The following is a 25,500-nucleotide window of genomic DNA, read 5'->3' as shown; positions in this document are numbered from 1 at the left end:
CAATGACAACGTTCAAACTTAATTACCATAAAACGCACTTTGTAATGAGTGCCGCTAATATTCAACAACTTCCAGCCGATGCCGGCGTTGAAGTTGCCTTTGCAGGGCGCTCCAATGCAGGCAAATCCACTGCATTAAATACATTAGCAAACCAAAAGAATTTAGCCAAAACCTCAAAAACCCCCGGACGTACACAATTAATCAATCTTTTTGAAGTAAGTGAAAATTGCAAAATTATTGATTTGCCCGGTTATGGCTACGCCGCCGTGCCGGAAAAGGTGAAATTGCAATGGCAAAAATCGTTAGGTGAATATCTGCAACAACGCCAATGTTTAGGCGGCGTGGTGATTTTGATGGATATTCGTCATCCATTGAAAGATCTCGATCAACAGATGATTGAATGGGCGGTTAGTGCCGATTTGCCAATTCTCCTGCTGTTAACCAAAGCGGATAAAGTCAGCCAAAGTGAACGCAGTAAACAGGTGAGAATGGTGCGTGAAGCGATTTTACCATTTCAAGGCGACATTCAAGTTGAGGTATTTTCATCACAAAGTCGATTAGGTGTGGATAAATTGGCTCAGAAGCTGGATGAATGGTATTCAGTGAATAATGTTTAGTTGTAAAAAAATTGTGCAACGTAGCTCGTTGCACAATCAAAAAATAACAGTAAAAATTAAGCTTTAACCGGGAAATCCCACCAAATATCAAATAATTCACTTACTTCTACTTGTTGCAATCCGTTATTTTCCAGCCAAGATTTAACAAGTTCACGTTGGCTCTCATCACATTTGCCGATTTTTTCCAAACAAACCAAGCCTTCCCAATGTAAGTAGCCGCTGCCTTCGTAAGCAAGACCGTTAGGTTTAATCACTTCATTGATAAAGCGATCTACTGTTTGATCAATCTCCTCAACGGAAGTATTTTCTGCAAATTGCCAATTTACTAAAAATCCCAATTCTTGGAATTCTGCAATGTGCATTTTTTTACGCTGTCTGCGATTACGTTGATACGCCATATTTTCTCCTCAGTTACTGGTTTTTAATCATTCAACTAAAAAATTTATCTCTTAACAAAATAGAGATCCCAAACCCCGTGACCAAGCCGATGCCCACGTTGTTCAAATTTGGTTAAAGGGCGAAAATCCGGACGCGGAATGAAATCATTTGTTGCTGAAGTATTGGTTAAGCCCTGTTCCTGACGCAAAACTTCCAACATCTGCTCCGCATAATTTTCCCAATCGGTCGCCATATGAATAAAACCGCCGGTTTTCAATTTTTGCATCACCAACTTAAGAAATTGCGGTTGTACAATGCGGCGTTTATGATGTTTAGCTTTATGCCACGGATCAGGGAAAAACAGCTGCAAACCAGACAAACTTTGATCCGGAATATTATCCTGTAAAATTTCGATAGCATCGTGGCAAATCACTCGCAAATTACGAACCTGCTGTTCAAGCGCATAAGCGATGCAAGCACCTATTCCGGGCGTATGCACTTCAATGCCGATGTAATTATTATTCGGGTTTTGTTTCGCCATTTCTACTAACGAACTCCCCATTCCGAAACCAATTTCCAAAATCACTGGCTGATCATTATCAAAAATCTTTTTAAAATCAAACTGATCTGCTTGATGTTCTAAACCAAATTCCGACCAATTATCATTCATTGCTCTTTTTTGGGCATCACTTAAGCGACCAGTTCTTAATACAAAGCTACGAACTTTGCGTTTATAACGTCCATCTTCCGTAAATTCTGCGGTATTGACTGCTTTTCGTTTTTGTTCCGCAAGATCATTTAAATTATTCTGTTGCATAAATTTTGGGAATACATAAAGTGATAATTAAGAAAAACTGCCCTATTTTACCTGATAATCTACCAATTTTGTGATGTTTTAATTATTTTGCTTGTGCTAAACTCGCCTCCTTAATTTTTGAAGAGGTATAACCAATGTGGCAAGCCCAATCAACGCCCGCAGCGCCTTTTGCATCAAATGTACTGCACTGGTATCAAAAATATGGACGAAAAACGTTGCCGTGGCAACAGAATAAATCACTCTACGGTGTTTGGCTGTCTGAGATTATGTTACAACAAACACAAGTCACTACAGTAATTCCCTATTTTCAACAATTTATTCAGCATTTCTCAACCATTACTGAATTGGCAAATGCACCAATAGATGAAGTTCTACACCTTTGGACTGGTTTAGGCTATTACGCACGTGCTAGAAATTTACATAAAGCTGCACAACAAATTCGCGATCAACATCAAGGAAAGTTCCCAACACAATTTGAACAAGTGTTGGCTCTCCCCGGTATTGGCTTAAGCACCGCCGGTGCTATTCTCTCATCTTGCTTAGATGCTCCTTTTCCTATTTTAGATGGCAACGTCAAACGGGTTTTATCCCGCTGTTTTGCGATTGACGGCTGGCCGGGCGAGAAGTCAGTAGAAACAGAATTATGGAAGTTAAGTGCTGAAGTTACACCGAAAACACAAGTTACTGAATTTAATCAAGCGATGATGGACATTGGAGCAATGGTCTGCACTCGCAGTAAACCAAAATGCAGTTTGTGCCCTTTGCAACAACAATGTACCGCCGGAAAAGAGCAAAGTTGGGCAAATTATCCCGGCAAAAAACCGAAAAAAACCTTGCCTGTGCGAGAACGTTATTTTTTATTACTTGTCCAACAGGGAAAAGTCTTACTGCAACAACGTCCTCCTCACGGTCTATGGGGTGGTCTATACTGTTTTCCTGAAATGGAAACTGAAGCGGAATATCAACAAATATTGCAACAACATCATTGGCAATTATTGGAGCGGTTGCCCACCTTTCGCCATACTTTCAGTCATTTCCATTTGGATATTCACCCGATAGTGGTAACAAATACCTCAACATCAACATTAGCAGTAAAAAATGTTGCGGAAACGGAAGCAAAATATGGTCAAACAGTACAAAACAACAACGAATATTGGTATGATTTAGCCGATTTTTCGCCAGCCAAAATTGGACTAGCAACACCGGTGAAAAATTTATTAATACAGTTAAAAGCTATTTTTAATGATAAGAAGTAATGAGGAATAATATTTATGGCAAGAACTGTTTTCTGTGAATATTTACAAAAAGAGTCCGATGGATTGGATTTCCAACTCTATCCCGGAGAATTGGGAAAACGTATTTTCAACTCTATCAGCAAACAAGCTTGGTCAGAATGGCTCAAAAAACAAACAATGCTGGTAAATGAAAAAAAACTAAATATGATGAATCCAGAACATCGCAAATTACTAGAAAAAGAAATGGTAAATTTTTTATTTGAAGGTAAAGATGTTCATATCGAAGGTTATGTTCCCCCTTCAAAGTAAGCCAAAATGAAGATTAAACAATATTTTATTATGACCACAGTGGCACTTTTTTTAGCCGGTTGTGGTTCTTCTTATGATAGCGACAGCATTAATTACGACGACGCCTTTGCTAAAGATACTCGTGCATTGGATATCTTAACCGGTCAGTTCTCCCACAATATCGACCGTATTTGGGGAGTAAATGAATTATTGGTAGCCAGCCGAAAAGATTACGTTAAATATACTGACAAATACTATACCCGTAGCCACGTCAGTTTTGATGAAGGTGTGATTACCATTGAATCACAAACCAGCTTGGCTCGCTTAAAAAATGCCATTGTACATACTTTATTAATGGGTTCAGATGCAAACGGTATCGACCTTTTTGCTGATGGCGATGTACCTATCAGCTCCCGCCCATTCCTTCTTGGGCAAGTTATTGACCATAAAGGTTCCAATATTCCAAATGTTGCCGTTGCCTCTGATTTTGCTGATTATTTAATTAATAACAAACTACAAAGTCGCCGTTTAAACAACGGACATATTGTGCAATTTGTCGTGATTCCAATGATTGCCAACCACGTTGCGATTCGTGCGCAAAAATATTTGCCGTTTATCCGTAAAGCTGCTCGTCATTACAACATTGATGAAAGCCTTATTCTCGGTATTATGCAAACAGAATCCAGTTTCAACCCTTATGCAATCAGTTATGCCAACGCAATGGGCTTGATGCAGGTGGTGCCTCACACTGCCGGACGTGATGTATTCCGAATGAAAGGGAAAAGCGGACTACCTTCTAAGAAATACCTATTCGATCCATTTAAAAATATCGATGCTGGCGTTTCTTATTTATGGCTACTACAAAATAAATATCTGGTGGGCATTACCGATCCGACTTCACGCCGCTTTGCCGTAATTTCGGCTTATAACGGTGGTGCCGGTGCTGTGTTACGTATTTTTGATGATGATAAAGATGTTGCAGTTAATAAGATTAATCGCTTATTACCTGAACAAGTTTATAGAATATTGACAACAAAACACCCATCAGCACAAGCGAGAAATTACCTGATTAAAGTGGATAAAGCGCAAAAAAGTTATCGAGTTATTCGTTAAAATCGGCTAATTTCTACGTTGTTGCGTATTAATTTTGCACGTTTTGCATAGAAAAACGGCTAACGTGAGAAAAAAAGAAAATTTTTTCAAAATAGTGGTTGACTTGAAACACAAAAAAACGTTTAATACGCACCACTAAGACGTTGCCCAGATAGCTCAGTCGGTAGAGCAGGGGATTGAAAATCCCCGTGTCGGTGGTTCGATTCCGCCTCTGGGCACCACTATTCCTCCTTAGTTCAGTCGGTAGAACGGTGGACTGTTAATCCATATGTCGCTGGTTCAAGTCCAGCAGGAGGAGCCAAATTCCTAAAGGCTGTTACAATTGATCTTGTAACAGCCTTTAATTTTTATCAAATCAAGGCAAATTGATAACTTTCAAAAAATAACGAACAATGATATATTTTGCCTCCTGTTTTCCATCATATTTATCAATTAACGAGTAAAGGTTTCTCGCTGTTATGGTCAATTATGCGGATTTAGCACTTGCACTGGCAGGCGTTTGCCAATCAGCAAAATTAGTTCAACAACTCGCTCACCAAGGACAAACCAATGAACAGGAGCTGTTGGTTAGTTTACAAACATTACTAGTGACACAGCCAAAAGAAATCCTAGATATCTATGGCGGTAAACTGGAAAACCTGAAGTTAGGTTTAACCACACTACTTGAACAACTTAATAATCAACAAGGGCGGTTAGATGCTGAATTAAGCCGTTACTGGCTCAGTTTGTTGGCATTGGAACATAAACTTAATGATAATGCCACTAACAAGCAGCAGCTTGCTGAAAGAGTCAAATATTTACCAACTCAGCTCTCTTTCCATGACGGATTGACCGAAAACTCAATGTTAGCTGTATTAGCAGGTATTTACACCGATCTTATCAGCCCCTTAGGCGCCAAGATTCAAGTAAAAGGGTTGCCCACTTATTTACAACAACCGGATATCCAAAACAAAATCCGAGCTTGTTTACTGGCCGGTATCCGCTCTGCTGTATTATGGCGGCAGCTCGGTGGTTCAAAATGGAAATTGCTCTTTTTCAGGAAGAAGCTGGTACAAGCTGCCCAACAACTCTATTCATCCCTTTAAATAACGGAGTGATTCAATGCAATTCAATGCTTTAACCGCACTTTCCCCACTTGACGGACGTTACCAAAGTAAAACCGACACACTACGTCCAATCTTTAGCGAATATGGTCTATTACGATTCAGAGTAACTGTTGAAGTCCGTTGGTTACAAAAATTATCTGAAACGACAGCAATTCAGGAAGTTCCTCTTTTATCAAAAAAAGCAATCGATTACTTAAACAATATTATTGCCAATTTTGATGTTCAGGATGCACAACGCATCAAAGAGATCGAAGCAACCACAAATCACGATGTGAAAGCGGTTGAATATTTCTTAAAAGAAAAATGCCAAGCCTTACCTGAACTCGCTGCAATCAGTGAGTTTATTCACTTCGCCTGTACTTCGGAAGACATTAACAATCTTTCTCACGCCCTAATGTTAAAAACTGCCAGAGAAGAATTTATTCTTCCGGAATGGAAAAAATTAATCAATGAAATCAGTAAATTAGCCGAAACCTATAAAACAATCCCTTTACTTTCCCGTACTCACGGACAACCAGCATCCCCAACAACAGTCGGAAAAGAAATGGTAAATGTGGCATACCGCTTACAACGTCAATACCAACAACTGCAAAAAGCAGAAATTTTAGGAAAAATTAACGGAGCCGTCGGTAATTATAATGCCCATCTGTCTGCCTATCCGAATATAGATTGGCACTTATTTAGCCAACAATTTGTACAAAGTTTAGGCATTGACTGGAACCCGTATACTACTCAAATCGAACCGCACGATTATATCGCCGAAATTTTTGATTGTATTGTTCGTTTCAACACGATTATCATTGATTTCAACCGTGATCTTTGGGGTTATATCGCCTTAAACCACTTCAAACAAAAAACTATTGCCGGCGAAATTGGATCTTCAACTATGCCACATAAAGTCAACCCAATTGATTTTGAAAATTCAGAAGGAAATCTTGGCATAGCGAATGCATTAATGACACATCTGGCACAAAAACTGCCGGTTTCCCGTTGGCAACGTGACCTTACCGATTCTACTGTATTACGCAACCTCGGCGTAGGATTAGGTTATTGTGCTATCGCTTACGCATCCACTCTCAAAGGTATCAGTAAATTGGAAGTGAATGAAGCTCATTTATTGGCTGAACTCAATCAGAACTGGGAAGTATTAGCAGAACCGATCCAAACTGTTATGCGCCGTTACGGCATTGAAAAACCATACGAAAAACTAAAAGAATTGACTCGTGGCAAACGTGTGGATCAACAAACAATGCAACAATTCATTGATGGTTTAGCCATTCCTGAAGAAGAAAAGGCTCGTTTAAAACAACTCACACCTGCAACCTATATCGGTGCTGCAATACAATTAGTAGAAGCATTTTAAAGCGATCATAACGATAAAACCAAACTAGATTTAGTTTGGTTTTTATCTTTTATAATCTTGCTTGCTTAAGCCATATTTTTTCATTCTAAGATAAAGTTTCTTTCTTGGTATCTGCAAATAATCAGCAACGATATTCACCTTACCCTGAAATTGATTCAGGGTATCTATAATAATTTTCTTTTCATATTCTTCAATTAAACTATCTAAAGATATTTCATTTTCCTCATAACTTGAAAAATCTAAATGATCATTATTTGCTGTTATTCCAACAGCATACAACTCTGCTGTATAGATTAACTGATTAATATTTCCCACCCATTGTTGAGAAAGTAATCTTTTAATTAATTCCGATGTAATAATAGGTTTACGTTTATTCAATTTCTGACAGATTAATGTCAAATAATGATGGAATAACGGTTCTATATCAGGCTTACGTTGTGATAATGGAATACATTCTATTTGAGTTAGAGAGAAATGATAAAATAATTCTGGCAAGATATTAAATTCCGACAATAATGTTTTTATGGAATATTGGCTTATTGCAACAACTCTAGAATTATTATTATTTTTTATAAATTGAAACAAAAATTTTTGGGATAAACTTGTTAAATATTCGATATTTTTTATAATATAAAATTTATTTTCTTTTTCATCAAAATATTTTTTAAAGTTATCCACATCACAAAATTCAACTAACTCAATAACAATTTCATTTTCAAATTTAGACTTTGCTAATTCATATAAATAATGTGCGGACAAAGAACGACCTGTTCCTATTTCACCATAAATAAAAATAGGCAATGATGTTTCTGATAATTGTTGTAATTGCGACCTAAGTTTCTTTATATAATTACTCTTGCCAATAAAATGAGTTTCTAATTGCTGAATCTGCCATTCTTTACTTAATAGCTGTTTTTTCCTTAAATTAATTGCTTCTGAAACTTGATTTAATAAACTCTGAGGATCAACTGGTTTCTCTATAAAATAAAATGCTCCTTTCTTTACAGCCTCTATTGCCATAGGCACATCACCGTGTCCGGTAATTAAGATAACCGGAACATCCTTATCTTTTTCTCTAACTTTTTCTAATAATGTCCATCCTGACATTTGAGGCATATAAATATCGCTAATTACAATACCAAACCAATCAGAATTAATTAACGTTAATGCGTATTCCGGATTAGAAGTGGCTATAATATTATAGCCTTCTAACTCTAATAATGTTTGATAGGCCTGCAACACATCAAAATCATCATCAATCAATAAAATAGTTTCTTTTTTTATACTCATACCTATTTTCCAATAGTATTATTAAATTCTAAAATAACAACTGCTCCTCTTGCTAAATTAGAGGCTAATATTAAATTCCCATTAAACTGTTTCATAATTCTTTGACAAATTGTTAAACCAAGACCTAGACCAATTTCTTTATTAGTATAGAAAGGAGATAATAAATTTTCTGAATCTTCCTCAGGCCACCCTATACCATTGTCACTCACAAAAACCTGAATGTTTTGATCTTTGTTCAATATCTCCACCTTAACTTCTACCATATCATTACAGGCTTCAAAAGCATTTGAAAATAAATTAACAAAGACTTGTTCTAATAAACCTTTATCTACAAAAACATTGGCATCACCCTGTATTATTAATTTTGACTGTTTTAGTTTATACTGAATTTCAATGAGTTCCCAAGCATCAAAAACTATAGGTTTTATTGCAAATAATTGCATATTACTATTTGTATTATTACGAGCAAATTGTCTTAACCCTTTAATTATTCTGTTAATTCTATTTATCTGACTTTCAATTTTATTGACATAACTGGAAAAATGCTCATATGATCTTTTCTCTATCAGCTTTTTTAAACTAAAAATATAAATCGACAACACATTTAAGGGCTGATTAATTTCATGCGCTAGTGTTGTCATTGTTTTACCCACAATTGCTAATTTAGCAGTTTGAATTAATTCATTTTGTGTTTGTTTTAAATTCTGTGATATTTTATTTTTCTCTTTCAGTACTTTAGTATAATTCTTTAAAAGAAAATTGATTTCTGTTATCTCATCCTTTCCATCTAACTTTATATCTAATTCATCCTTACCTTCATTCAATAACTCTACAACATTAATTAAATTCTTAAATCTAACACTTAAACTTTTATGCAAATAAAAATAGGTAAATAAAGCCATAAGCAATATGGAAGTAATTAATGATATAGATATAATAATCCCGATAATTTTAATCTTTACTTTTAAATCATTATTTAAGTAATCAAACTTATTTTTTGTTGCATTAAATACATCATTAGTAATTTTACTTATTGAATAAATTATATTTTTTTGTGATGTATTAATTTCTTTTACAGCAATATGATATTGATTAATCATACCAACCAATTTAGACAATTCATCTTCAGAATATACCACTTCCATAAGCATTCTAATTGTTTGATATAATGTAACAAGACTCGTTTTTTCTAAATAAATGTCTTCATTATTTCCTATTCTCTCCACTATATCTTTTAATCTAAGATAATCATCTAATCCATTTCCCTTATTTATATTATAAATAAATTGCTCTATTTCATATTTTAGTTGTTCCTCAATACTTTTCAATTGAGAGATTGCCTGTAATTCATTTTGTAGATTTACAGAAACTCTCTCCTTCTCCATTTTATCTAATTTTATTACATTCATTTGTTGCCAACTCAATTCTTGCCCCAAAGCGACTAATTCATTATTAAAATCATCGTGTAACCATTGAATTTTTGTAATAATTTCTTGCTTTTTTTGCTCAATTAAAAATCCATTTTGAATATTCTCATCTATTTTTATAATTAATTTTTTAAGTTCTAAAATAGATTTTAAAAAAACATCTTTATCTACACCATATAATAAATTATAAATCTCTATTTCTATATCAACAATATGATTATTTAATTGTTTTAATAGAATAGGTCTATTTAAATTATTTTTTAATGAAATAAATTTCCTTAAATTATCTACAAACAAATTAACACTTCCTTCTAATCTCAATGTTGCTTTTGTTTTTGGATATAAATCATCAAAGATATAATTAATCTGTTCACTTTGTTTATACCAAGAAAACAAACTTACACTACCAATTAAAATTGTTAATAATAGATTAATTGCAAATACCAACTTCAATATCTTAATAATACTATTTTTTCTTTTCATTGTAGTTCATTCAATAAATATATTGTTTCATTAAGTTTAGTTTGAAAAAAGTCTCGCCATAATTTCTCTTGAGATAAAGAAAAGTTTTTATCATTATTTATTTTTAACAAATACTCTTTATCTATTGCCTGATTTTCATCTACTGGAATTGTCGTTAAATTATTTCTAAGTTTATATAACCTTTTATTTAATGCTTTTTCTTTAGAAATTAACATAGCCCATACTTCTTTTAGCTGTGTTAATCTGAAAGTAATAGCAACATCAAATAATCTTCTAATTAGATCTTGTCTTAATAATAGAAGTTCATAATCTAAAGGTTGTTGTTCTAATAATTTTTTCTGTTGTGAATATCTAAAATTATTTGGTTGATACACTTTGAATGGAAATTTAGCAAAATATTGTATAGAAAAAACTTTATTTCTATGATTATCTAATAATGTATAAATAAACTTTTCAGCTTCTTTTTTATTTTTACTATACTGATGTATGGCAATAAAAGTAGGAGAAGCAATAGAGTTAGGGAAATAAACAAACCCCACATTAGGATCATTTAGTTCATTATTAGCATAACTATCAATACTTATACCAGCTATAGCTAATCCCATTTTTACTTTATCAACAACATTAAAACTACGAGATGATATTACAGATATATTTCCTACAATAGAAAGAAAATCTTGCCATCCTTGTTTCCATCCTTTTTGTTGTAATAACATCTCTAACATAATATGATTACTACCAGAACGGGAGGGAGAACTCATTAAAATACCATTAAAATAATTATTATTTTCTAAACTACTCCAATCTGAGGGAGTCTCAATATTATATTTCTTTAATAATTTTCTGTTATAAAAAATTCCATATCCTGAAAAAGCAACTGCTGCTGTAGTTTCACTAAGTTCATTAGGAACATATTTACTATTAATACGTAAATTTATAGGTAACGTTGATAAAAGATTCCGTTTTTGTAAATGATAAAATAAAAAAGGCGATGAACTAATAATCAAATCTACTTCATTAACACTCTGATTCATTAATAATTTTTCAAGAGACATTACTGTCGTATTAATGAACCTAACACTACTATTCTCCGGTTCTGTTTTCCATTGTTCTGAAATATAAGATGCAACTTCCGGAGAAAATGAAGTTGCAATAACTAAATTCTTTGCATTTACCGTGATAGATAATAAAGTGCAGAATAAAAAAACAGAGAGTTTTTTCTTTAATGTCATTTTTTTCCTCCACAATTTGTGATCAAAATCACAAATTTAAAATATTTTTTATATTATCTGTATTCAGTAGAGTTTATTTTTTCTCAAAAAAATTATTCTCCAGTATTTATTTAAAATACTCCTTTATTTTTGAGTCAAAATTGACACTATAATTTCCTGTTTTGAGTCATTTTTAACTCAAAAAATAAAATTTTATCTTTCAATTTCAATATATTAGCATATGTTACGATTTCTTATCGTAGAAATAAATATGTATTTATTTTTATTATTAATTGGAGAATTTTATGCTTTCATTTTTAACATCGAAACCCGGAATACCTGTTCCTGAGGCAGAAATACAAGACCGTTATAATCGTTTAAGATGGCATGCACTATTTGGCATTTTCATTGGTTATGTTGCTTATTACATTCTACGCAATAATTTTTTACTCTCTTCTCCGGAACTTATTAGTGATTTTGGTTTTACCAAAAAAGACATTGGTTTTATTTCCGGCACAATGCTAATTGTATATGGCATAAGTAAAGGTGTGATGTCTGCATTAGCTGATAAATCAAATCCAAAACATTTTATGATTTTTGGTGTATTAATGTCGGCAATCGTTAATCTACTAATGGGGTTTAGTGCTTCATTTTGGATTTTCTTATTTTTATGTATTTTAAATGGTATTTTCCAAGGTATGGGAGCTGGCCCTGCTTATGTTGTATTAGCCAGCTGGTTTCCTAGGAAGTCTCGTGGCGTTACCACTGCTATTTTTAATATTTCTCACAATGTTGGTGGCGGTCTAGTTGCACCTATTGCTGGAATAAGCATCGCTTGGCTAGGTCAAGAACATTGGCAAGCTGCACATTTTATTGTTCCTATGGCTATAGCAACATTTATCGCACTAATTTTCTATCTCTTCGGAACTGGTAGAACTTACAATGAGGGATTACCACCAACTAGTAAAATTTTGGGTACAGAAAAAGAAGAGCTTGTAGTAACTAAAGATGAAAATATTAATCTCTCTACTTGGCAAATTCTAAGAGATTATATTTTAAAAGATATCAATGTCTGGTTCGTTTCTTTTATTGATGTTTTCACCTATATGATCCGCTTTGGCGTATTAACTTGGTTACCACTCTACCTATTGGAAACTAAAGGATTTTCTAAAGGTGAGATGTCTGCTGCATTTGCAATTTTTGAATGGGCAGCAATACCGTCAACATTGCTAGCCGGGTGGCTAACTGACACCTATTTCAAAGGGCGTCGTATGCCTTTAGCCATCATTACTTTAATCGGAGTTGGATTAGCGATGTTTGCTTATTGGGGCGGTCAAGATCTACTTACAGTTACTATTGGAGCTGGAATCATTGGTTGCCTAATTTATGTTCCTATGTTCTTATCTTCTTTACAAACAATAGAATTAGTACCATCTTTTGCTGCCGGTTCTGCAACAGGATTGCGCGGATTATTAAGCTACATTCTAGGAAGCTTCTCTGGTACAGCATTATTCGGTATTCTTGCAGAACGTTTTGGCTGGGATGCTGGATTCTATTTACTCTTATTCGCAGTATGTGCTTGTATCTTCTGTTGTTATATGACCCATCTTGGTGTAATGCGTTTAGAAAAACGTAAATCAGCTGCGGCAAAATAATCAAAAAAAGAAAGGATACGCTAGCCGTATCCTTTCTACTCTTTATTCTGTTTTAGCTCACTATTGCCCAATTAATGGCTAAGTTTATATGCCACTAAATCTTCAATAGTGACCACCGGATAGCCTTGAGCTAAAGCAAATTTAACAATTTCCGGTGCTCTTGCCATTGTGCCGTCATCATTGGTGATTTCACAAATCACACCGGCTCGCTTAAAACCTGCCATTTCAGCTAAATCAACAGAAGCTTCTGTATGACCTCTTCTTCCTAAGACACCTTTGTCATTTGCCCGCAATGGAAAAATATGTCCTGGACGGTGTAAATCACTCGGTTTTGCATTATCTGCAACCGCTGCTTTCACTGTTGTTACTCGATCCTGTGCAGACACCCCCGTTGATACACCTTGTGCGGCTTCAATAGTAACAGTAAATGCTGTACGATTAACACTCGTGTTATGTTCAACCATTGGAGGCAAATCAAGTTTTTTGCACAGTTCATCGGTAATACAAAGACAAACAATGCCGCTACCATAACGGATTAACTTAGCCATTTGTTCTTTTGTGATAGTTTCCGCTGGATAGATCAAATCGCCTTCATTTTCACGATCTTCATCATCCAATACTAGCACCCCTTTTCCTTGTTTTAATGCATTAATCGCATTAAGTACACGTTGTTCCGGGCTACCAAATTGAGAAAGAATTGACTGATTCATAGTAATTTCCTTTGTTAATGTAATATTATCGCTACTAGAATCAGGGCTTGAGGGAAATACGGTAAGACACATTACAATAATGCGTTTTTAAACGTAATTAAAAAGCGAATTACATAAATAATACATAACTCACTTATTACAACAATACCGCGATTCTCTACCATCCAGACTGTTACTGTCGGCTTTGGATTTTCACCAAATCTGCTTGACTTCATAAAAAATATGAACGCTCGTGGGCTTACTTTCGTTTACCACCGGTGGGGAATTTCACCCCGCCCTGAGAATGCGAAAGAAAGTATAAAAGAAAAACAGATACTTGCCTAGTAAAATTCTATTTTTTCCCCTACAATTAACCAAGAAAAATTTAGTGGGGTACATATGTTAAATCCAAAAAAAATAGAAGAGATTATTCAACAAGTTCAGAACAATTTACCACAAGGCATTAAAGATATCGGTAGTGATGTTGAATCAAAATTAAAACAAGTTTTGCAGGCACAATTAGCTAAACTTGATGTAGTAACACGTGAAGAATTTGATGTACAAACTCAAGTTTTATTGCGTACTCGTGAAAAATTAACAGCTTTAGAGGCTAGAGTTGACGCCTTACTGCAACAACACAATGATGTTGAGCCAAAATAATCTTATCATTTTAATAAAACATAATAATTATTACTTAACTTTCTCTGTTAATGATAATTTGTATTATCTGTTAAAAAAGATAACAATAAATAAATCTGTTGTAGCGCATAAATTATTTCAGCGCTGAGTTTCAACTTTCTGATATTCTATTTATAAGGTGCAGAAAATGACTGATTTTCTTTATTTACAACAAAAACGCAAACAATTGGGAATGAAGGTTGCGGAAGTATGTGAAAAAGCACAAGTAACTCGCGCGTACTATAATCAACTCGTCGGTGGTAAAATTCAAAATCCGAGTGCAAAAAAATTAAATGCCATTCATCACGCTTTGCAGATCACCGATACCCCTAATAAACAAGTAGGTGTTATTTTTGGAAAATTTTATCCTGTTCATACCGGTCATATTAATATGATTTATGAAGCCTTCAGCAAGGTGGATGAATTACATATTGTAGTTTGCAGTGACACAGAGCGTGATTTAAAACTTTACTACGACAGTAAAATGAAGAAAATGCCAACTGTGCAGGATCGTTTACGTTGGATGCAACAGATCTTCAAATATCAACAGAAACAAATTTTTATTCATAATTTAATCGAAGATGGCATACCCGCCTATCCAAACGGATGGCAGGCTTGGTCTGATCGCGTTAAGGCTTTATTCAACGAAAAACATTTTAATCCAAGCGTAGTTTTTACTAGTGAACCACAGGATAAAATCCCTTACGAAAAATATCTACATTTAGATGTTGTATTGGTTGATCCGGAACGCACATTTTTTAATGTTTCCGCAACAAAAATCCGAACCCACCCATTTCAATATTGGAAATTTATCCCAAAAGAAGTGCGTCCATTCTTTGCCAAAACTATCGCTATTTTAGGTGGAGAAAGTAGTGGTAAGACTGTTCTAGTGAATAAGTTATCTGCTGTTTTCAATACAACTTCTGCTTGGGAATATGGTAGAGAATTTGTTTTTGAAAAGCTGGGTGGTAATGAACAGGCTATGCAATATTCAGACTATCCACTAATGGCGCTTGGCCATCAACATTATGTCGATTACGCATTACGCCACGCCAATAAAATTGCTTTTATTGATACTGATTTTATTACTACACAAGCTTTTTGTATTCAGTACGAAGGTAAAGCACATCCATTCTTAGATTCAATGATTAAAGAGTATCCTTTTGATGTTACTATTTTATTAAATAATAATACAAAATGGGTCGATGACGGTATGCGTAGCTTAGGCACTCAACAACAACGCCAACGTTTTCAACAGCTATTAAAGAAATTATTGGAAAAATACAACGTCCCTTATATTGAAATTGAATCTCCTAGCTATTTAGAACGTTATGCTCAGGTAAAACAAATTGTGGAACGCATCTTAAATGACGAATCAGTTTATGATTCCGTTGAGTACAAGGAGAAATAGAGCTTAATGTTGTTATTCGCTGGTGATCCCCACGGTTCATTTGAACATCTTTATCCATTTATTCAGGGTAATCAATCTGTGTCATTGATTATCTTGGGTGATCTTCAACTTACTGACTGTCGAGAGCTAGATAAACTAGCACATTATTGCGACCTCTGGTTTATTCACGGCAATCACGATAGTAAAACACCAGCAGCATTTAAAGCGATTTGGGGTAGCGAATGGAAAAGCAGGAATCTACACAGTCGAGTGGTAGAAATTGAAGGAGTTAAAGTTGCCGGGTTAGGTGGTGTTTTCCGAGGTCAGATCTGGATGCCACCAAATAAACCACTATTTTTTGATCCAATCCACTATTGCCAATATTGTTCACAAGAAAAAATTTGGCAAGGTGGTTTACCGTTACGTCATCGTACTTCCATCTTTCCTTCCGATTTTGAATTATTGGAACAGCAAACAGCGGATATCCTTATTTGTCACGAAGCGCCAAAACCTCATCCCTCTGGTTTTTCTGTTATTAATCAACTTGCAGAAAAAATGGGGGTGAAAAAAATTTTTCACGGTCATCACCACGATAATTTTAATTACACGGCACTTAAAACCCGCCCTCGTCCATATCAAATTTTTAATATTGGTTTTCGCAGTTTAAGTGATATAGAGGGGGAATATTTATTGATTGGAGTAGATGATAGGGAAAAATAGTGCTTGTATTTGCTTCAAATTATCACACAAGCACGGTTTATTACTTTCTACTTAATATGACCTTGATCGAGGTGAACCACATCAATTTGCTTATTCGGCTTTACTTCAAAAGCTTGCTCAAAACCTTTTACAAATAACCCTTGTTGCGGAATTAAGTGAAACAGCGAAAAATCTTGAAATTCTATTAACTCCAACATAATGTCACCATGTCGTTGGCGTAATAATTGTGTTCCTACTATCCATTTTTCACTATCTTTAACAACTTCCTCAACTTTCGCCATTGCACTAAAACGACGACGGGCAAAAAATTACAAATCGCAGCATCCAGTTAAACTATAGTCTTAATCCTGACTCCAAATATATCGACACCCGATTTACACTATCACAACAACACAAAAGAGCTAGAAGATCAAATAGATAATGATCTCCATGACACAACAAAATTCTCGACTTGGGGCTTTAACCTACAAAACAACAGTGCATTTGATTACATCACATTAACCTATGGAGTTGATTATTATCAAGATAAAGCAAAGACATTTAGACAAACCAATCAAACGGAAGCCGGCTTATTCCGCCCTAATAACTATAATGCTCAATCAGATGTAGTTGGTACTTATTTATTAAGCTATATTCCAATGTTTAATGATAAATTAGTACTATCACCAAGTATTCGTTATGACAATTATCGAAGCAAAGAAAAAAGCCAAGGAAATTATTCGGAACATGGAAAGCTACAGATTGGTTAGATCTTTCCGCACGTTATAATGAAGCATTCAGAGCTCCTTCATTACAAGAAAAATTTACTTCCAGAAACCATTTTGGCTATAGCAGTCGTGGTGAGCAACCTCAAATAAATTTGTCTCTAATCCTAATTTGAAACCTGAGATTGCAAAAAATAAAGAAATTTCAGCATATTTTCATTTTAATAATTTAATCACACAAAATGATGTGAAAAATCTTATTAATCTCGAAACCTACTATTCGCATCCGAATAGTGCTTTTAATCTTATGCCGAATCTTTCGCAATATCGTAATATTGCAGACGCTCGTTTGCGTGGGTTTGAAATAGAAGGCAAATACAGCATAGACAATCTTTCTTTTGCATTCAGTTATGGTCAAACACACGGTAAAAATAAAAATAGTGGGGAATATTTAGAAAACATCAACGCCGATAAATATTCAGCCGCTATTGATTATGCTTTATTTGCAAACGCACTCAAGCTGGGAGCAAGAATCAGTTACTATGCAAAACAGGATCGTGTCCCTAAAGGTTATACATCTTATCCAAGTTATACATTAACGGATTTAACAGCTAGCTTTTCGACACTATCGGGAAGTTTAAAAAATATACGTATTGATTTAGCTATTGATAACCTATTTGATAAACATTATGTATCAGCATTTAACTTAATGGAAGGAACCGGTCGCAATGTGAAGGTTGGTGTAAGTTACTACTTCTAAATGTCATTAAAAAAGGAACGAGAGTTCAATCTCTCGTTCCCATTCCAACGTGATCTATTTCAATTTCACTTCATCAAGCCATTTCTTTGTTAAACGTTTACCTTCTTCATCTGAACCGAAACGATCAAAATCAAAATTAATTAAATGTAATTTCTTTGGATCAGCTGAATTTGGAGAAGCTTCTGCGTAAATATTAGTTGGAATTTGATACATTTTTTCCTTACGCCACGGTATTTCCTGTGCTTCTGCACTCAATGCCCAATCCATAAATAATTTAGCATTTTTTAAATTACGTGCGCCTTTGATAATACTGATACCACCTAAAGAATAACTATCCCCTTCACAAGGTAAAATTGCTTTAACCGGTGCGCCTTTTTCTTTTTCAGTCTCATAGCCATGAATAAAACCGACAGTTACCGCAGCATCACCTCGCGAAAGATTGGTTTTTTCTGTTCCACTTTGAGCATAATTTGAAATATTTTTATGCAAAGCTTTCAAATAACGGAATGCTTCATCTTCACCAAATAACTGTACCAATGTTGCAATAAAAGTATAACCCGTACCGGAACTTCTCGGATCCGGCATTTGTACTTGATCTTTAAACTTCGGATCAATCAAATCTTTCCAACACTTCGGATACTCTTTAATCCCTAATTGCTTAAATTTTTCCGTATTTACTCCCATTCCTAGCACAATCATATAGCCAATTGAAGTATATTCACCGTGCTTATCCAATAATGATTTCAATTGAGGAATAGTTTCTGCCTGCTTGGGGGAACGATAAGGATAAAGTAACCCTAAATCTGCAGCTTGGAAATGTGGTTCAAGCGTACCTCCATACCAAATATCACCTTGTGGTTTTGTTTTTTCTGCTTTAATTTTAGATAAAGTTGAACCAGTACTGTTACGTACAAATTTCGCATCAACATTATATTTTTCACTAAAAATCTGTGTCATTCTTTCACAAACCCGATATTGAACACTACAGTAAATAGTAAGTTGACCTTCAGCTTTTGCCTGATGAACTGGCATAAACATTACCAATAAACTAGAAAAAATCAGCGTTTTTAATAACATATTTTTAATAAATTTTTGTTGAGAATAATAAATTTGCATAAACACTTCCTTGAAATTGATAAAGAGACTAACTGAGGAGAAATAAAATAGAAGATTCCAATATCAAATTGAAATATATAAAGAAATTTCGCATTAGTTCCCTACGTCAGTATTAGCTGAATCAGGTTAACGGGTATTTTCTCAGCCTCAAAGCACCCCGACTAATTCTCGATAAGTATAAAGTTTGTTAAACTTTTATGTCAAATAAATTCCTTCACAAAAATAAGGCACACCGAAGTGTACCCTATCAAGTTTATGTGGGGTAATTATTAAATCTTAGTGATTTTTGCTGGTAATCCTTGTCGCACCGCTGAACCACAAACCCAATCAACCCAAGGTGAAGCGATCTGTTTGGTATCATCAATCAAGCCAAGATCATTAATATTAATGCCCTGCTTAATGCGCTCATCGCCGGCAATCACTTTGCCATCAATTTCATAGCTGGTTGCACCCAGTTGTTTATGTCCATAACCGTGTTCAATCGCGATTGTACCCGACATCACGCCGTCAATAACCATTACTTGCACATTCACTTTGCCGCCAGGTGTCGCTAATTCCACCAAATCACCGTGAGCAATTTTAAATTTAACCGCATCTTGGCTGTTCATTGCCACAATGCCGCTTGGCTTAATGCTATGAAGGCGTAACAATGGCGCAGTAATGCTGCTCATCAAATTCGATTTAAACGACATCAAAGAAAACGGCCATTCTGCTTTCGGATAACGACTTTCAACGGTACTGTTATCCGCAAATTGTGGTGCAAAATATTTCGGGCAACCGTGATAATGCTCACCGTTTTGATGATTTTTCGCTTTTGCCACCGTAGGATTCCACACCTGCAAGCACGCTTTCCATTTTGCTGTCATATTTTCACCGTCCCACGCACTGTTAAACGGCGCAAAACGTCCGCCTTTACAGAAAACGGTCGCGGCTTTCAACACTTCTTCCGGTTTTAAGGTTTTATTAAGCAACGGCATAATGCGTTCAACACCGGACAATAAACGATCTTCCTGTGTCGCATCATTCACCGGCTGTTTACCGTCAAAAGCGATGTTGGCGGCAGCACGTAAGAAATAATCTTCACTGCAGTTTAATGGATAAGTCTGCTGCTGATTATCGCTGATGGCATTCTCACCAAATCCCGGCAAGCCCATTGCCTTAGCAACGTGAATAATAAAACTTTCCATACAGATAGTTTCACCATCGGCATTCTTGGCATTTGCGGATTGAATAACCGGCCAACGCGCCGTGCTGGTTTTAGTCGGCACACCTGCCCACGGCGTACTAAAGCCCCAGCTTTCAAAGTTGTGTGTATCCGGCACGATATAGTCCGCCAACGCAGTGGTTTCATTCATAAAAGCGTCCACAGCAATAAATAACGGCAACACTTTCGGATCACGTAACTTCTCTTCAGCAATATGATGAATACCAGTTAAACCATATAATGGATTGGTCATATGGCTAATCCACGCTTTTAATGAATAAGGATAACCTTGCAAGGCGGAGGTAATCATTTCCGACATTTGACCGCCAACAAACGGATACCAAGCTGCACGTGCAGGATAAGGCGAGCCTTGCGCCGATTTGCGTTTAAACTCACTTGATTTTTCATACTCACGTTTACTGCGCGCTAAATTTGTGCCTTTTGGTTTCACCATATCCGGGAAAGTCGCTAGATTGTAACGAGGACCGGGCGCAAAATCTTTGAATTTACCGCCGCTGACACTCATTCCGCCTTTCTTGTTCATATTACCAATCATCACATTGAGCAATAAAATCGCCCACGCGGTATAAAAACCATTGCTTTGCATTGTGCCGCCGTGAGTAATGGCAACCGCTTTATGTCCGTGTGAAGTAAATTCTTTTGCCAAAGCTTCGATTGTTGCCACCGGCACTCCGCACAAAACTGCATACTCTTGCAATGTATGTTCAAAGCAAGACTCTTTTAATAGAGTCAAGGCAGACTTCACTGCCACAGCAGAGCCATCTTTTAAGATAACGGTTTCATCCACCCAAATTTGCGCTTTTGCGGACGATTTAGCGGCAACAAATTGATCATCTTCCGCATTTTTCACTAAATCATAATTTTCCACCACTTTATCTTCCGCATCCGGTGCAACATCAAATAGATCCTGTTCTGTCAATGCTTGACCAAAGCGTGGGTATTGTGGTTCAACGATAAATAAATGAGAGGCATTACAATAGCTTACTGCACCTGCCTGCTGCATTGCAAATTGGCTCGGTAATGATAAGTAATCTGCATTAAAGCGTTCATTTTCAATAATCCAACGCAGCATTGCCAATGCCAACGCTAAATCACCTCCCGGTAAAACCGGCACCCAACGATTGTTTTGCGTAGCGTGTGTTGACGTTAATTCCAATCGAGGCGAAACCACCACATAATCAAAATTATCTCCCGCACGTTTTTTCGCTAATTGACGTGCCTGACGTTTGAACGGGTTGCCTGACTGTGCCGGTGAAGTTCCCATAAAGAGAATAAATTCACAATTATCCCAATCCGGTTTTGCGTGTGAATTTTTATCCAAATCATTCATCACCGCACCGGAACCAGCACGATAGGACAAACCGCAATAAGAGCCGTGAGAAGCAAAATTAATAGTACCGAAACTGTTATTCGCAAAACGTTGCAATAACGGCTGTCTACCTTCCGGACCGGCAAAAGTCACGAAAAGCTGGTTCGCTTTCGGGCCAAAATCCGGATTTTCCGCATCTACTGGAGTTTTCAAATCACGAATTGCTTTTAAGCCATCAATATGACCTTCACCAAACAGATCACCCCCATTCACCACTTCTTCAATTAATTGTTCAAAGCTAATGGTTTTCCATTTACCTTCGCCACGTTTACCCACACGTTTTAATGGTTGCGTAATGCGATAAGGGCTGTTTACTCCTTCCATAAACGCCGCACCACGCGCACAAGCGGTGGAACGATTTTCCAAACCGTTTTCGCCTGCTACACTTAATTCTGCTTGTTGTAACGAGGTGTTGTAATCTAAATATTCATCGGCAGAAAGCGGATGATACGGATTACCACTGATGCGAATAACTTTATTTTGTTTCAAATCCACTCTGGCACGCAAACCGCAAAGTGTCCAACATCCCATACATTGAGTATTACACACAACTTGATCAGCATTCGGCATCACTTTATTATTCTCAACCTTATATTCCGGTGCGAGTGAATTACCGTGAATGTTATGTTTGGTTTTTTCACCGGAAGAACCTGTGAAAACGCCATTAGCAATTTCTTTCACTTTTGGTGAATAACCGGCTACAAAAGCAGCAGCACCACCAACAGCCAAACCACCTTTAAGTAAATTACGACGTTTATTATCCATTACGCTGCTCCTTATTAATGAATCCGAATAATTGCCACAAAATCACACTTACAGTCACCCATAAACCGGCTACCGAAAGCATTCCTAATCCGCCGTCAACGCCCCAATTAAACTGATATGGGTTCATTAATGCGTTATATTTTGCGACAGTTTGCACTTCAAGTAACAACACCCAACGAACCATTGCGGTTAAGATAAGTGAAGCAATTAATAACAGACATTGCATTGTTTTTGCCTGTGTGGTGAACAGTGCCAATAATAAAGTTAATCCCCAAATAATAGCAGTGAATGCAACCGCCGGACGAGCTTGCCACAAAATGGATAAATCCAAGGCAGTTTCTGATGAGCGATAATAAATAGCACCAACGGTTGTGGCTAATAACAGCAAACAAGCAATCACTAATGGTTTCATTAGCACTTTATTATTTGTACCGTTAATCATAGAAACCGCAAAATGTGTCAACAGAATTGCGCTCGGTAACGCACTGAAAATAATCAATGGAATGAGCCAAGGTTGATGCCACAACGGGCGCGCAGCAACGTTATATACTTCCATTGAAGTATAAAGCAGAATTAAGACACTGCTGATGATAGTTAAAATTCTAAAAATCCAACACCAAAGCGCGTTATTTAAATTGCCGACATAAAGCAATGCCAACCATTTTTGTGTTGGACGTTGCGGTAATTGACGCAATAAAAACAGAATATAACCGACCAAACTCAACATAAAAATGGGTAGGAAAATTGAGCCCCACGCCATCCACGACCAATTCGCCAAATAAGCATAGAAATGCCACACTCTTCCCGGCTGATGTAAATCCGCAGTGAGCGCAATCGGTGCAACAATGGCAAAGCTTAATGCGACTAACAACGCTATCAATTCCGACTTAGGCTGATAGGGTTTAACAAAAAAGCGAAGACAAAGTGCAGCAATAATGGCGCATAATGCCAAGCCGATATAGAAGAAATAACTTACTGCCCAAGGTAGCCACGCAATGGCTTGCGGTTCAACTAAAACTTCGCGAATCATCATTATTCCCCCTTACCTTGCCAAAGCATAGGTTGTCCCTGTACACGGCTTACAAACGCATCATCAAGCCCTAAATAGAAAACGTGCGGCTGTGTTCCTGCTTCCGGTTTCAACACTTTTAATTGATCTTTATGACTATCAAACAGTTTTCTGATTTGGCTGTTCGGATCGGCAAGATCGCCAATAATACGTGCCCCACCGACACAACTTTCCACGCACGCCGGTAACAAACCTGCCTCCAAACGGTGCGCACAAAACGTGCATTTATCCGCTGTTTTGGTCTCTTCATTGATAAAACGGGCATCATAAGGGCAAGCTTGAACGCAATAAGCGCAACCGACACAACGTTCATTATCGATAACGACAATGCCGTCTTTTTGTTGATAAGTTGCCTGCACCGGGCAAACCGGCACGCACGGCGGATTATCGCAATGGTTGCATAATCGTGGTAATAACACGTTGTTTACTGTCTGCTTACCATCGGTAATTTCATATTGACGTACCGTTGTACGAAATTCGCCTATCGGTGTTTGATTTTCTATATTGCAGCTGACGGTACAAGATTGACAACCGATACAACGGCGTAAATCAATAATCATCGCATAACGATGCTGTTGATCACCGCCACGTCTAGGTGGCTGAAACGCAATACTTTCAAGCGGAATCAAACTTGCGCCGAAAGTGAGTGCGGTCAGCGATTTAAGTGCTGTTCGTTTAACACTATCCATAATTTCCCCACTATTGTCGTTTTGTGCTATTGTTGGTTCTATCGTATTGTGGTTTACCCTAAAATCGGTATCTATTGTGGTTTTCCACATAAATAGTATGGGTATTGATCTGAGTCAAAAAATAGGAGGCAATTTTGAGGAAATTCATTGTGCTTTCACTGACTTATATAATGCTGTCGCTCTTTCCCTTTTTCGCCGGAGCAGATAATTGGAAAATCGGTATTTTGGCACAGCGCGGAGAAACTTTTTTATCACAACAGTGGCAACCGTGGATAACTTGGTTAAATCAACGTTATCCACAACAGCATTTTTCGTTGGTGCCGTTGCAACTTGACGATCTTTCCCAAGATAAAGCCGACAACATTGATTTTATTTTAACCAATCAATCGCAATTTTTTTATCTCAATGATCAGCCTGTCCGTTGGTTGGCAACATTACAATCCCCTCGTCAGCAACACACCAATGTCGGTAAAGTTGGCAGTGCAATTTTAGTTAATACAGATAGTGATTTTTATCAAATCACTGATTTAAAAGGGAAAACATTAAGTGCGGTTGGCGAAAATGCCTTTGGTGGTTTCTTACTCGGCTACAACGTGTTATATCAACAAGGTTTAGTTGAAGATAAAAACATTTTTTTCCGTTTCAGCGGTTTTCCGGTTGATAATACCGTTTTCTGGCTGCAACAGCATAAAGTTGATGCTGCCATTGTGCCTGTTTGTATCTTAGAAGATTTAGCACGTGAAGGAAAAGTCAATTTCTCAGATTTCCGTATATTAGCGCCACAAAATAACGACTTAGGCTGTGTCTCCAGCACACCGCTGTTACCAAACTGGTCGTTAGCAGCAATGAAGCAAGTACCGAATAATGTAGTAAAAAAACTGATGACCATTCTACTCGGCGATGTTCCGGCAGATTTACCGCAATGGAATCCGCCTTACTCCGACCAGCAAGCGGATAATATTTTGCGAAATCTTTTCCGTCATCCACAACAACAAAATTTATGGCAAAGCGTAAAATATTGGATTAATCAGCACCAGTGGCAATTATTGTTGCTTCTATTTTTTATTATTTTCAATTACTTATGGATTAGTTATCAGGTTCATCGTAAAAGTAAAGCGTTAACCCAAGCCCATCCAAAAAATGTTGCCGAACTCATCAGAAAAGTGGATTTACTCAATTAGATAAAATCTATAAATGGACTTCACTGTATCCTTTTTCTACTTTCATATTTTATATATGTACTAAGAAAGTATTGTTTTCATTCTTCAATGATTTTTGTCTATTCAATACTAATAACGCAATAAATTGTAAATTATAACACTTAAAACATATCAATTATTTCC

At 36.3% G+C, this 25,500-nt stretch carries 23 protein-coding genes, 2 tRNA genes and 2 riboswitches; of the genes, 14 read left to right on the top strand and 11 right to left on the bottom strand.

What is annotated here, in order from left to right:
* Positions 1–2 precede the first annotated feature (2 nt).
* Entirely contained in the window at positions 3–617 is a 615-nt protein-coding gene (yihA, locus tag P375_RS04500; protein ID WP_039134842.1) for a ribosome biogenesis GTP-binding protein YihA/YsxC, read from the top strand.
* Positions 618–673: 56 nt separating this feature from the next.
* Here the strand turns inward: yihA and P375_RS04495 are convergent, their stop codons facing one another.
* Together P375_RS04495 and trmB are read right to left on the bottom strand one after the other, a co-directional pair.
* Positions 674–1,015, bottom strand: a complete 342-nt coding sequence (locus tag P375_RS04495) for a YggL family protein (RefSeq protein WP_013746083.1) — start codon at positions 1,013–1,015, stop codon at positions 674–676.
* A gap of 44 nt (positions 1,016–1,059) precedes the next feature.
* Entirely contained in the window at positions 1,060–1,812 is a 753-nt protein-coding gene (trmB, locus tag P375_RS04490; RefSeq protein WP_039134839.1) for a tRNA (guanosine(46)-N7)-methyltransferase TrmB, read from the bottom strand.
* A 134-nt stretch (positions 1,813–1,946) separates the two neighbouring features.
* Between trmB and mutY the strand changes: the two genes are divergently transcribed.
* The 7 genes from mutY (at position 1,947) to purB (ending at position 6,917) form a co-directional block, all read left to right on the top strand.
* Positions 1,947–3,068: an A/G-specific adenine glycosylase gene (gene mutY, locus P375_RS04485; protein ID WP_039134837.1), complete on the top strand. Its 1,122-nt coding sequence runs from the start codon at positions 1,947–1,949 to the stop codon at positions 3,066–3,068.
* Positions 3,069–3,083: 15 nt separating this feature from the next.
* The gene (locus tag P375_RS04480; RefSeq protein WP_039134835.1) at positions 3,084–3,356 is read left to right on the top strand and encodes an oxidative damage protection protein; all 273 of its coding nucleotides are present in this window, start codon (positions 3,084–3,086) and stop codon (positions 3,354–3,356) included.
* Between the two features lie 6 nt (positions 3,357–3,362).
* On the top strand, positions 3,363–4,448 hold the full coding sequence (mltC, locus tag P375_RS04475; RefSeq protein ID WP_084598489.1) for a membrane-bound lytic murein transglycosylase MltC: 1,086 nt from the start codon (positions 3,363–3,365) through the stop codon (positions 4,446–4,448).
* A gap of 145 nt (positions 4,449–4,593) precedes the next feature.
* Positions 4,594–4,669: transfer RNA gene (locus tag P375_RS04470), tRNA-Phe, on the top strand.
* A 4-nt stretch (positions 4,670–4,673) separates the two neighbouring features.
* Positions 4,674–4,749: transfer RNA gene (locus P375_RS04465), tRNA-Asn, on the top strand.
* A gap of 157 nt (positions 4,750–4,906) precedes the next feature.
* Complete coding sequence (gene hflD, locus P375_RS04460) at positions 4,907–5,533, top strand: high frequency lysogenization protein HflD (RefSeq protein ID WP_039134832.1); 627 nt, start codon at positions 4,907–4,909, stop codon at positions 5,531–5,533.
* 16 nt (positions 5,534–5,549) lie between these two features.
* Positions 5,550–6,917 (top strand): adenylosuccinate lyase, encoded by a 1,368-nt coding sequence (gene purB / locus P375_RS04455; RefSeq protein WP_039134830.1) that lies wholly within the window; start codon positions 5,550–5,552, stop codon positions 6,915–6,917.
* A 42-nt stretch (positions 6,918–6,959) separates the two neighbouring features.
* Here purB and P375_RS04450 read toward each other — a convergent pair whose 3' ends face one another.
* Genes P375_RS04450 through P375_RS04440 form a run of 3 tightly spaced genes read right to left on the bottom strand, consistent with a single transcriptional unit; the run spans position 6,960 to position 11,349 of the window.
* Positions 6,960–8,207, bottom strand: a complete 1,248-nt coding sequence (locus tag P375_RS04450) for a sigma-54-dependent transcriptional regulator (RefSeq protein ID WP_039134827.1) — start codon at positions 8,205–8,207, stop codon at positions 6,960–6,962.
* Between the two features lie 2 nt (positions 8,208–8,209).
* Positions 8,210–10,117 (bottom strand): ATP-binding protein, encoded by a 1,908-nt coding sequence (locus P375_RS04445; RefSeq protein WP_039134824.1) that lies wholly within the window; start codon positions 10,115–10,117, stop codon positions 8,210–8,212.
* Positions 10,114–11,349: an ABC transporter substrate-binding protein gene (locus P375_RS04440; RefSeq protein ID WP_052121791.1), complete on the bottom strand. Its 1,236-nt coding sequence runs from the start codon at positions 11,347–11,349 to the stop codon at positions 10,114–10,116. The genes P375_RS04445 and P375_RS04440 overlap by 4 nt, the downstream gene beginning before the upstream one ends.
* 284 nt (positions 11,350–11,633) lie before the next feature.
* Between P375_RS04440 and P375_RS04435 the strand changes: the two genes are divergently transcribed.
* Positions 11,634–12,983 (top strand): MFS transporter, encoded by a 1,350-nt coding sequence (locus P375_RS04435; protein WP_039134821.1) that lies wholly within the window; start codon positions 11,634–11,636, stop codon positions 12,981–12,983.
* A gap of 71 nt (positions 12,984–13,054) precedes the next feature.
* On the opposite strand, the gene ribB is transcribed toward P375_RS04435, so the two are convergent.
* Complete coding sequence (gene ribB / locus P375_RS04430; RefSeq protein WP_039134818.1) at positions 13,055–13,693, bottom strand: 3,4-dihydroxy-2-butanone-4-phosphate synthase; 639 nt, start codon at positions 13,691–13,693, stop codon at positions 13,055–13,057.
* Positions 13,694–13,841: 148 nt separating this feature from the next.
* Positions 13,842–13,982, bottom strand: a riboswitch (FMN riboswitch).
* Between the two features lie 89 nt (positions 13,983–14,071).
* Between ribB and ubiK the strand changes: the two genes are divergently transcribed.
* The 3 genes from ubiK to P375_RS04415 all read left to right on the top strand — a co-directional run bounded on the left by ubiK (position 14,072) and on the right by P375_RS04415 (position 16,460).
* On the top strand, positions 14,072–14,332 hold the full coding sequence (ubiK, locus tag P375_RS04425) for a ubiquinone biosynthesis accessory factor UbiK (protein ID WP_039134815.1): 261 nt from the start codon (positions 14,072–14,074) through the stop codon (positions 14,330–14,332).
* 166 nt (positions 14,333–14,498) lie between these two features.
* A complete protein-coding gene (gene nadR / locus P375_RS04420; protein ID WP_039134812.1) occupies positions 14,499–15,761 on the top strand; it encodes a multifunctional transcriptional regulator/nicotinamide-nucleotide adenylyltransferase/ribosylnicotinamide kinase NadR in 1,263 nt (420 codons plus the stop codon).
* A 6-nt stretch (positions 15,762–15,767) separates the two neighbouring features.
* The gene (locus P375_RS04415) at positions 15,768–16,460 is read left to right on the top strand and encodes a metallophosphoesterase family protein (RefSeq protein ID WP_039134809.1); all 693 of its coding nucleotides are present in this window, start codon (positions 15,768–15,770) and stop codon (positions 16,458–16,460) included.
* A 47-nt stretch (positions 16,461–16,507) separates the two neighbouring features.
* Here the strand turns inward: P375_RS04415 and P375_RS04410 are convergent, their stop codons facing one another.
* Positions 16,508–16,741: a heme iron utilization protein gene (locus P375_RS04410; protein WP_039134806.1), complete on the bottom strand. Its 234-nt coding sequence runs from the start codon at positions 16,739–16,741 to the stop codon at positions 16,508–16,510.
* Between the two features lie 595 nt (positions 16,742–17,336).
* On the opposite strand from P375_RS04410, the gene P375_RS11970 reads away from it, so the two are divergent.
* A complete protein-coding gene (locus tag P375_RS11970; RefSeq protein WP_084598488.1) occupies positions 17,337–17,924 on the top strand; it encodes a TonB-dependent receptor domain-containing protein in 588 nt (195 codons plus the stop codon).
* Positions 17,925–17,978: 54 nt separating this feature from the next.
* On the opposite strand, the gene P375_RS04400 is transcribed toward P375_RS11970, so the two are convergent.
* The 4 genes from P375_RS04400 to ttrB form a co-directional block, all read right to left on the bottom strand.
* A complete protein-coding gene (locus tag P375_RS04400; protein ID WP_209434803.1) occupies positions 17,979–19,001 on the bottom strand; it encodes an ABC transporter substrate-binding protein in 1,023 nt (340 codons plus the stop codon).
* Between the two features lie 120 nt (positions 19,002–19,121).
* A riboswitch (TPP riboswitch) is annotated at positions 19,122–19,210 on the bottom strand.
* 99 nt (positions 19,211–19,309) lie between these two features.
* The gene (locus P375_RS04395) at positions 19,310–22,399 is read right to left on the bottom strand and encodes a tetrathionate reductase subunit A (protein ID WP_039134803.1); all 3,090 of its coding nucleotides are present in this window, start codon (positions 22,397–22,399) and stop codon (positions 19,310–19,312) included.
* The gene (gene nrfD / locus P375_RS04390; RefSeq protein ID WP_039134800.1) at positions 22,392–23,432 is read right to left on the bottom strand and encodes an NrfD/PsrC family molybdoenzyme membrane anchor subunit; all 1,041 of its coding nucleotides are present in this window, start codon (positions 23,430–23,432) and stop codon (positions 22,392–22,394) included. The genes P375_RS04395 and nrfD overlap by 8 nt, the downstream gene beginning before the upstream one ends.
* Positions 23,432–24,157, bottom strand: a complete 726-nt coding sequence (ttrB, locus tag P375_RS04385; RefSeq protein ID WP_013746061.1) for a tetrathionate reductase subunit TtrB — start codon at positions 24,155–24,157, stop codon at positions 23,432–23,434. Before ttrB ends, nrfD begins: the two co-directional genes overlap by 1 nt.
* A gap of 134 nt (positions 24,158–24,291) precedes the next feature.
* Here ttrB and P375_RS04380 point away from each other — a divergent pair, with 134 nt between their 5' ends.
* Positions 24,292–25,338 (top strand): phosphate/phosphite/phosphonate ABC transporter substrate-binding protein, encoded by a 1,047-nt coding sequence (locus P375_RS04380; protein WP_245176420.1) that lies wholly within the window; start codon positions 24,292–24,294, stop codon positions 25,336–25,338.
* Positions 25,339–25,500: the final 162 nt, after the last annotated feature.

It is taken from the genome of Gallibacterium genomosp. 2 (assembly GCF_000771895.1).
Taxonomy (GTDB): Bacteria; Pseudomonadota; Gammaproteobacteria; order Enterobacterales; family Pasteurellaceae; genus Gallibacterium.
This window is presented reverse-complemented; position numbering and strand designations above follow the sequence as displayed.

What these genes read in the sequence shown, in the direction of transcription:
- ttrB (WP_013746061.1), bottom strand. Translation starts at nt 24,157, where the DNA reads ATGGATAGTGTTAAACGAACAGCACTTAAATCGCTGACCGCACTCACT.
- P375_RS04410 (WP_039134806.1), bottom strand. Translation starts at nt 16,741, where the DNA reads ATGGCGAAAGTTGAGGAAGTTGTTAAAGATAGTGAAAAATGGATAGTA.
- yihA (WP_039134842.1), top strand. Translation starts at nt 3, where the DNA reads ATGACAACGTTCAAACTTAATTACCATAAAACGCACTTTGTAATGAGT.
- mltC (WP_084598489.1), top strand. Translation starts at nt 3,363, where the DNA reads ATGAAGATTAAACAATATTTTATTATGACCACAGTGGCACTTTTTTTA.
- P375_RS04450 (WP_039134827.1), bottom strand. Translation starts at nt 8,207, where the DNA reads ATGAGTATAAAAAAAGAAACTATTTTATTGATTGATGATGATTTTGAT.
- mutY (WP_039134837.1), top strand. Translation starts at nt 1,947, where the DNA reads ATGTGGCAAGCCCAATCAACGCCCGCAGCGCCTTTTGCATCAAATGTA.
- P375_RS04400 (WP_209434803.1), bottom strand. Translation starts at nt 19,001, where the DNA reads ATGTTATTAAAAACGCTGATTTTTTCTAGTTTATTGGTAATGTTTATG.
- P375_RS04445 (WP_039134824.1), bottom strand. Translation starts at nt 10,117, where the DNA reads ATGAAAAGAAAAAATAGTATTATTAAGATATTGAAGTTGGTATTTGCA.
- ubiK (WP_039134815.1), top strand. Translation starts at nt 14,072, where the DNA reads ATGTTAAATCCAAAAAAAATAGAAGAGATTATTCAACAAGTTCAGAAC.
- P375_RS04440 (WP_052121791.1), bottom strand. Translation starts at nt 11,349, where the DNA reads ATGACATTAAAGAAAAAACTCTCTGTTTTTTTATTCTGCACTTTATTA.
- nrfD (WP_039134800.1), bottom strand. Translation starts at nt 23,432, where the DNA reads ATGATGATTCGCGAAGTTTTAGTTGAACCGCAAGCCATTGCGTGGCTA.
- P375_RS04480 (WP_039134835.1), top strand. Translation starts at nt 3,084, where the DNA reads ATGGCAAGAACTGTTTTCTGTGAATATTTACAAAAAGAGTCCGATGGA.
- nadR (WP_039134812.1), top strand. Translation starts at nt 14,499, where the DNA reads ATGACTGATTTTCTTTATTTACAACAAAAACGCAAACAATTGGGAATG.
- hflD (WP_039134832.1), top strand. Translation starts at nt 4,907, where the DNA reads ATGGTCAATTATGCGGATTTAGCACTTGCACTGGCAGGCGTTTGCCAA.
- P375_RS04495 (WP_013746083.1), bottom strand. Translation starts at nt 1,015, where the DNA reads ATGGCGTATCAACGTAATCGCAGACAGCGTAAAAAAATGCACATTGCA.
- P375_RS04395 (WP_039134803.1), bottom strand. Translation starts at nt 22,399, where the DNA reads ATGGATAATAAACGTCGTAATTTACTTAAAGGTGGTTTGGCTGTTGGT.
- ribB (WP_039134818.1), bottom strand. Translation starts at nt 13,693, where the DNA reads ATGAATCAGTCAATTCTTTCTCAATTTGGTAGCCCGGAACAACGTGTA.
- trmB (WP_039134839.1), bottom strand. Translation starts at nt 1,812, where the DNA reads ATGCAACAGAATAATTTAAATGATCTTGCGGAACAAAAACGAAAAGCA.
- P375_RS04415 (WP_039134809.1), top strand. Translation starts at nt 15,768, where the DNA reads ATGTTGTTATTCGCTGGTGATCCCCACGGTTCATTTGAACATCTTTAT.
- P375_RS04435 (WP_039134821.1), top strand. Translation starts at nt 11,634, where the DNA reads ATGCTTTCATTTTTAACATCGAAACCCGGAATACCTGTTCCTGAGGCA.
- purB (WP_039134830.1), top strand. Translation starts at nt 5,550, where the DNA reads ATGCAATTCAATGCTTTAACCGCACTTTCCCCACTTGACGGACGTTAC.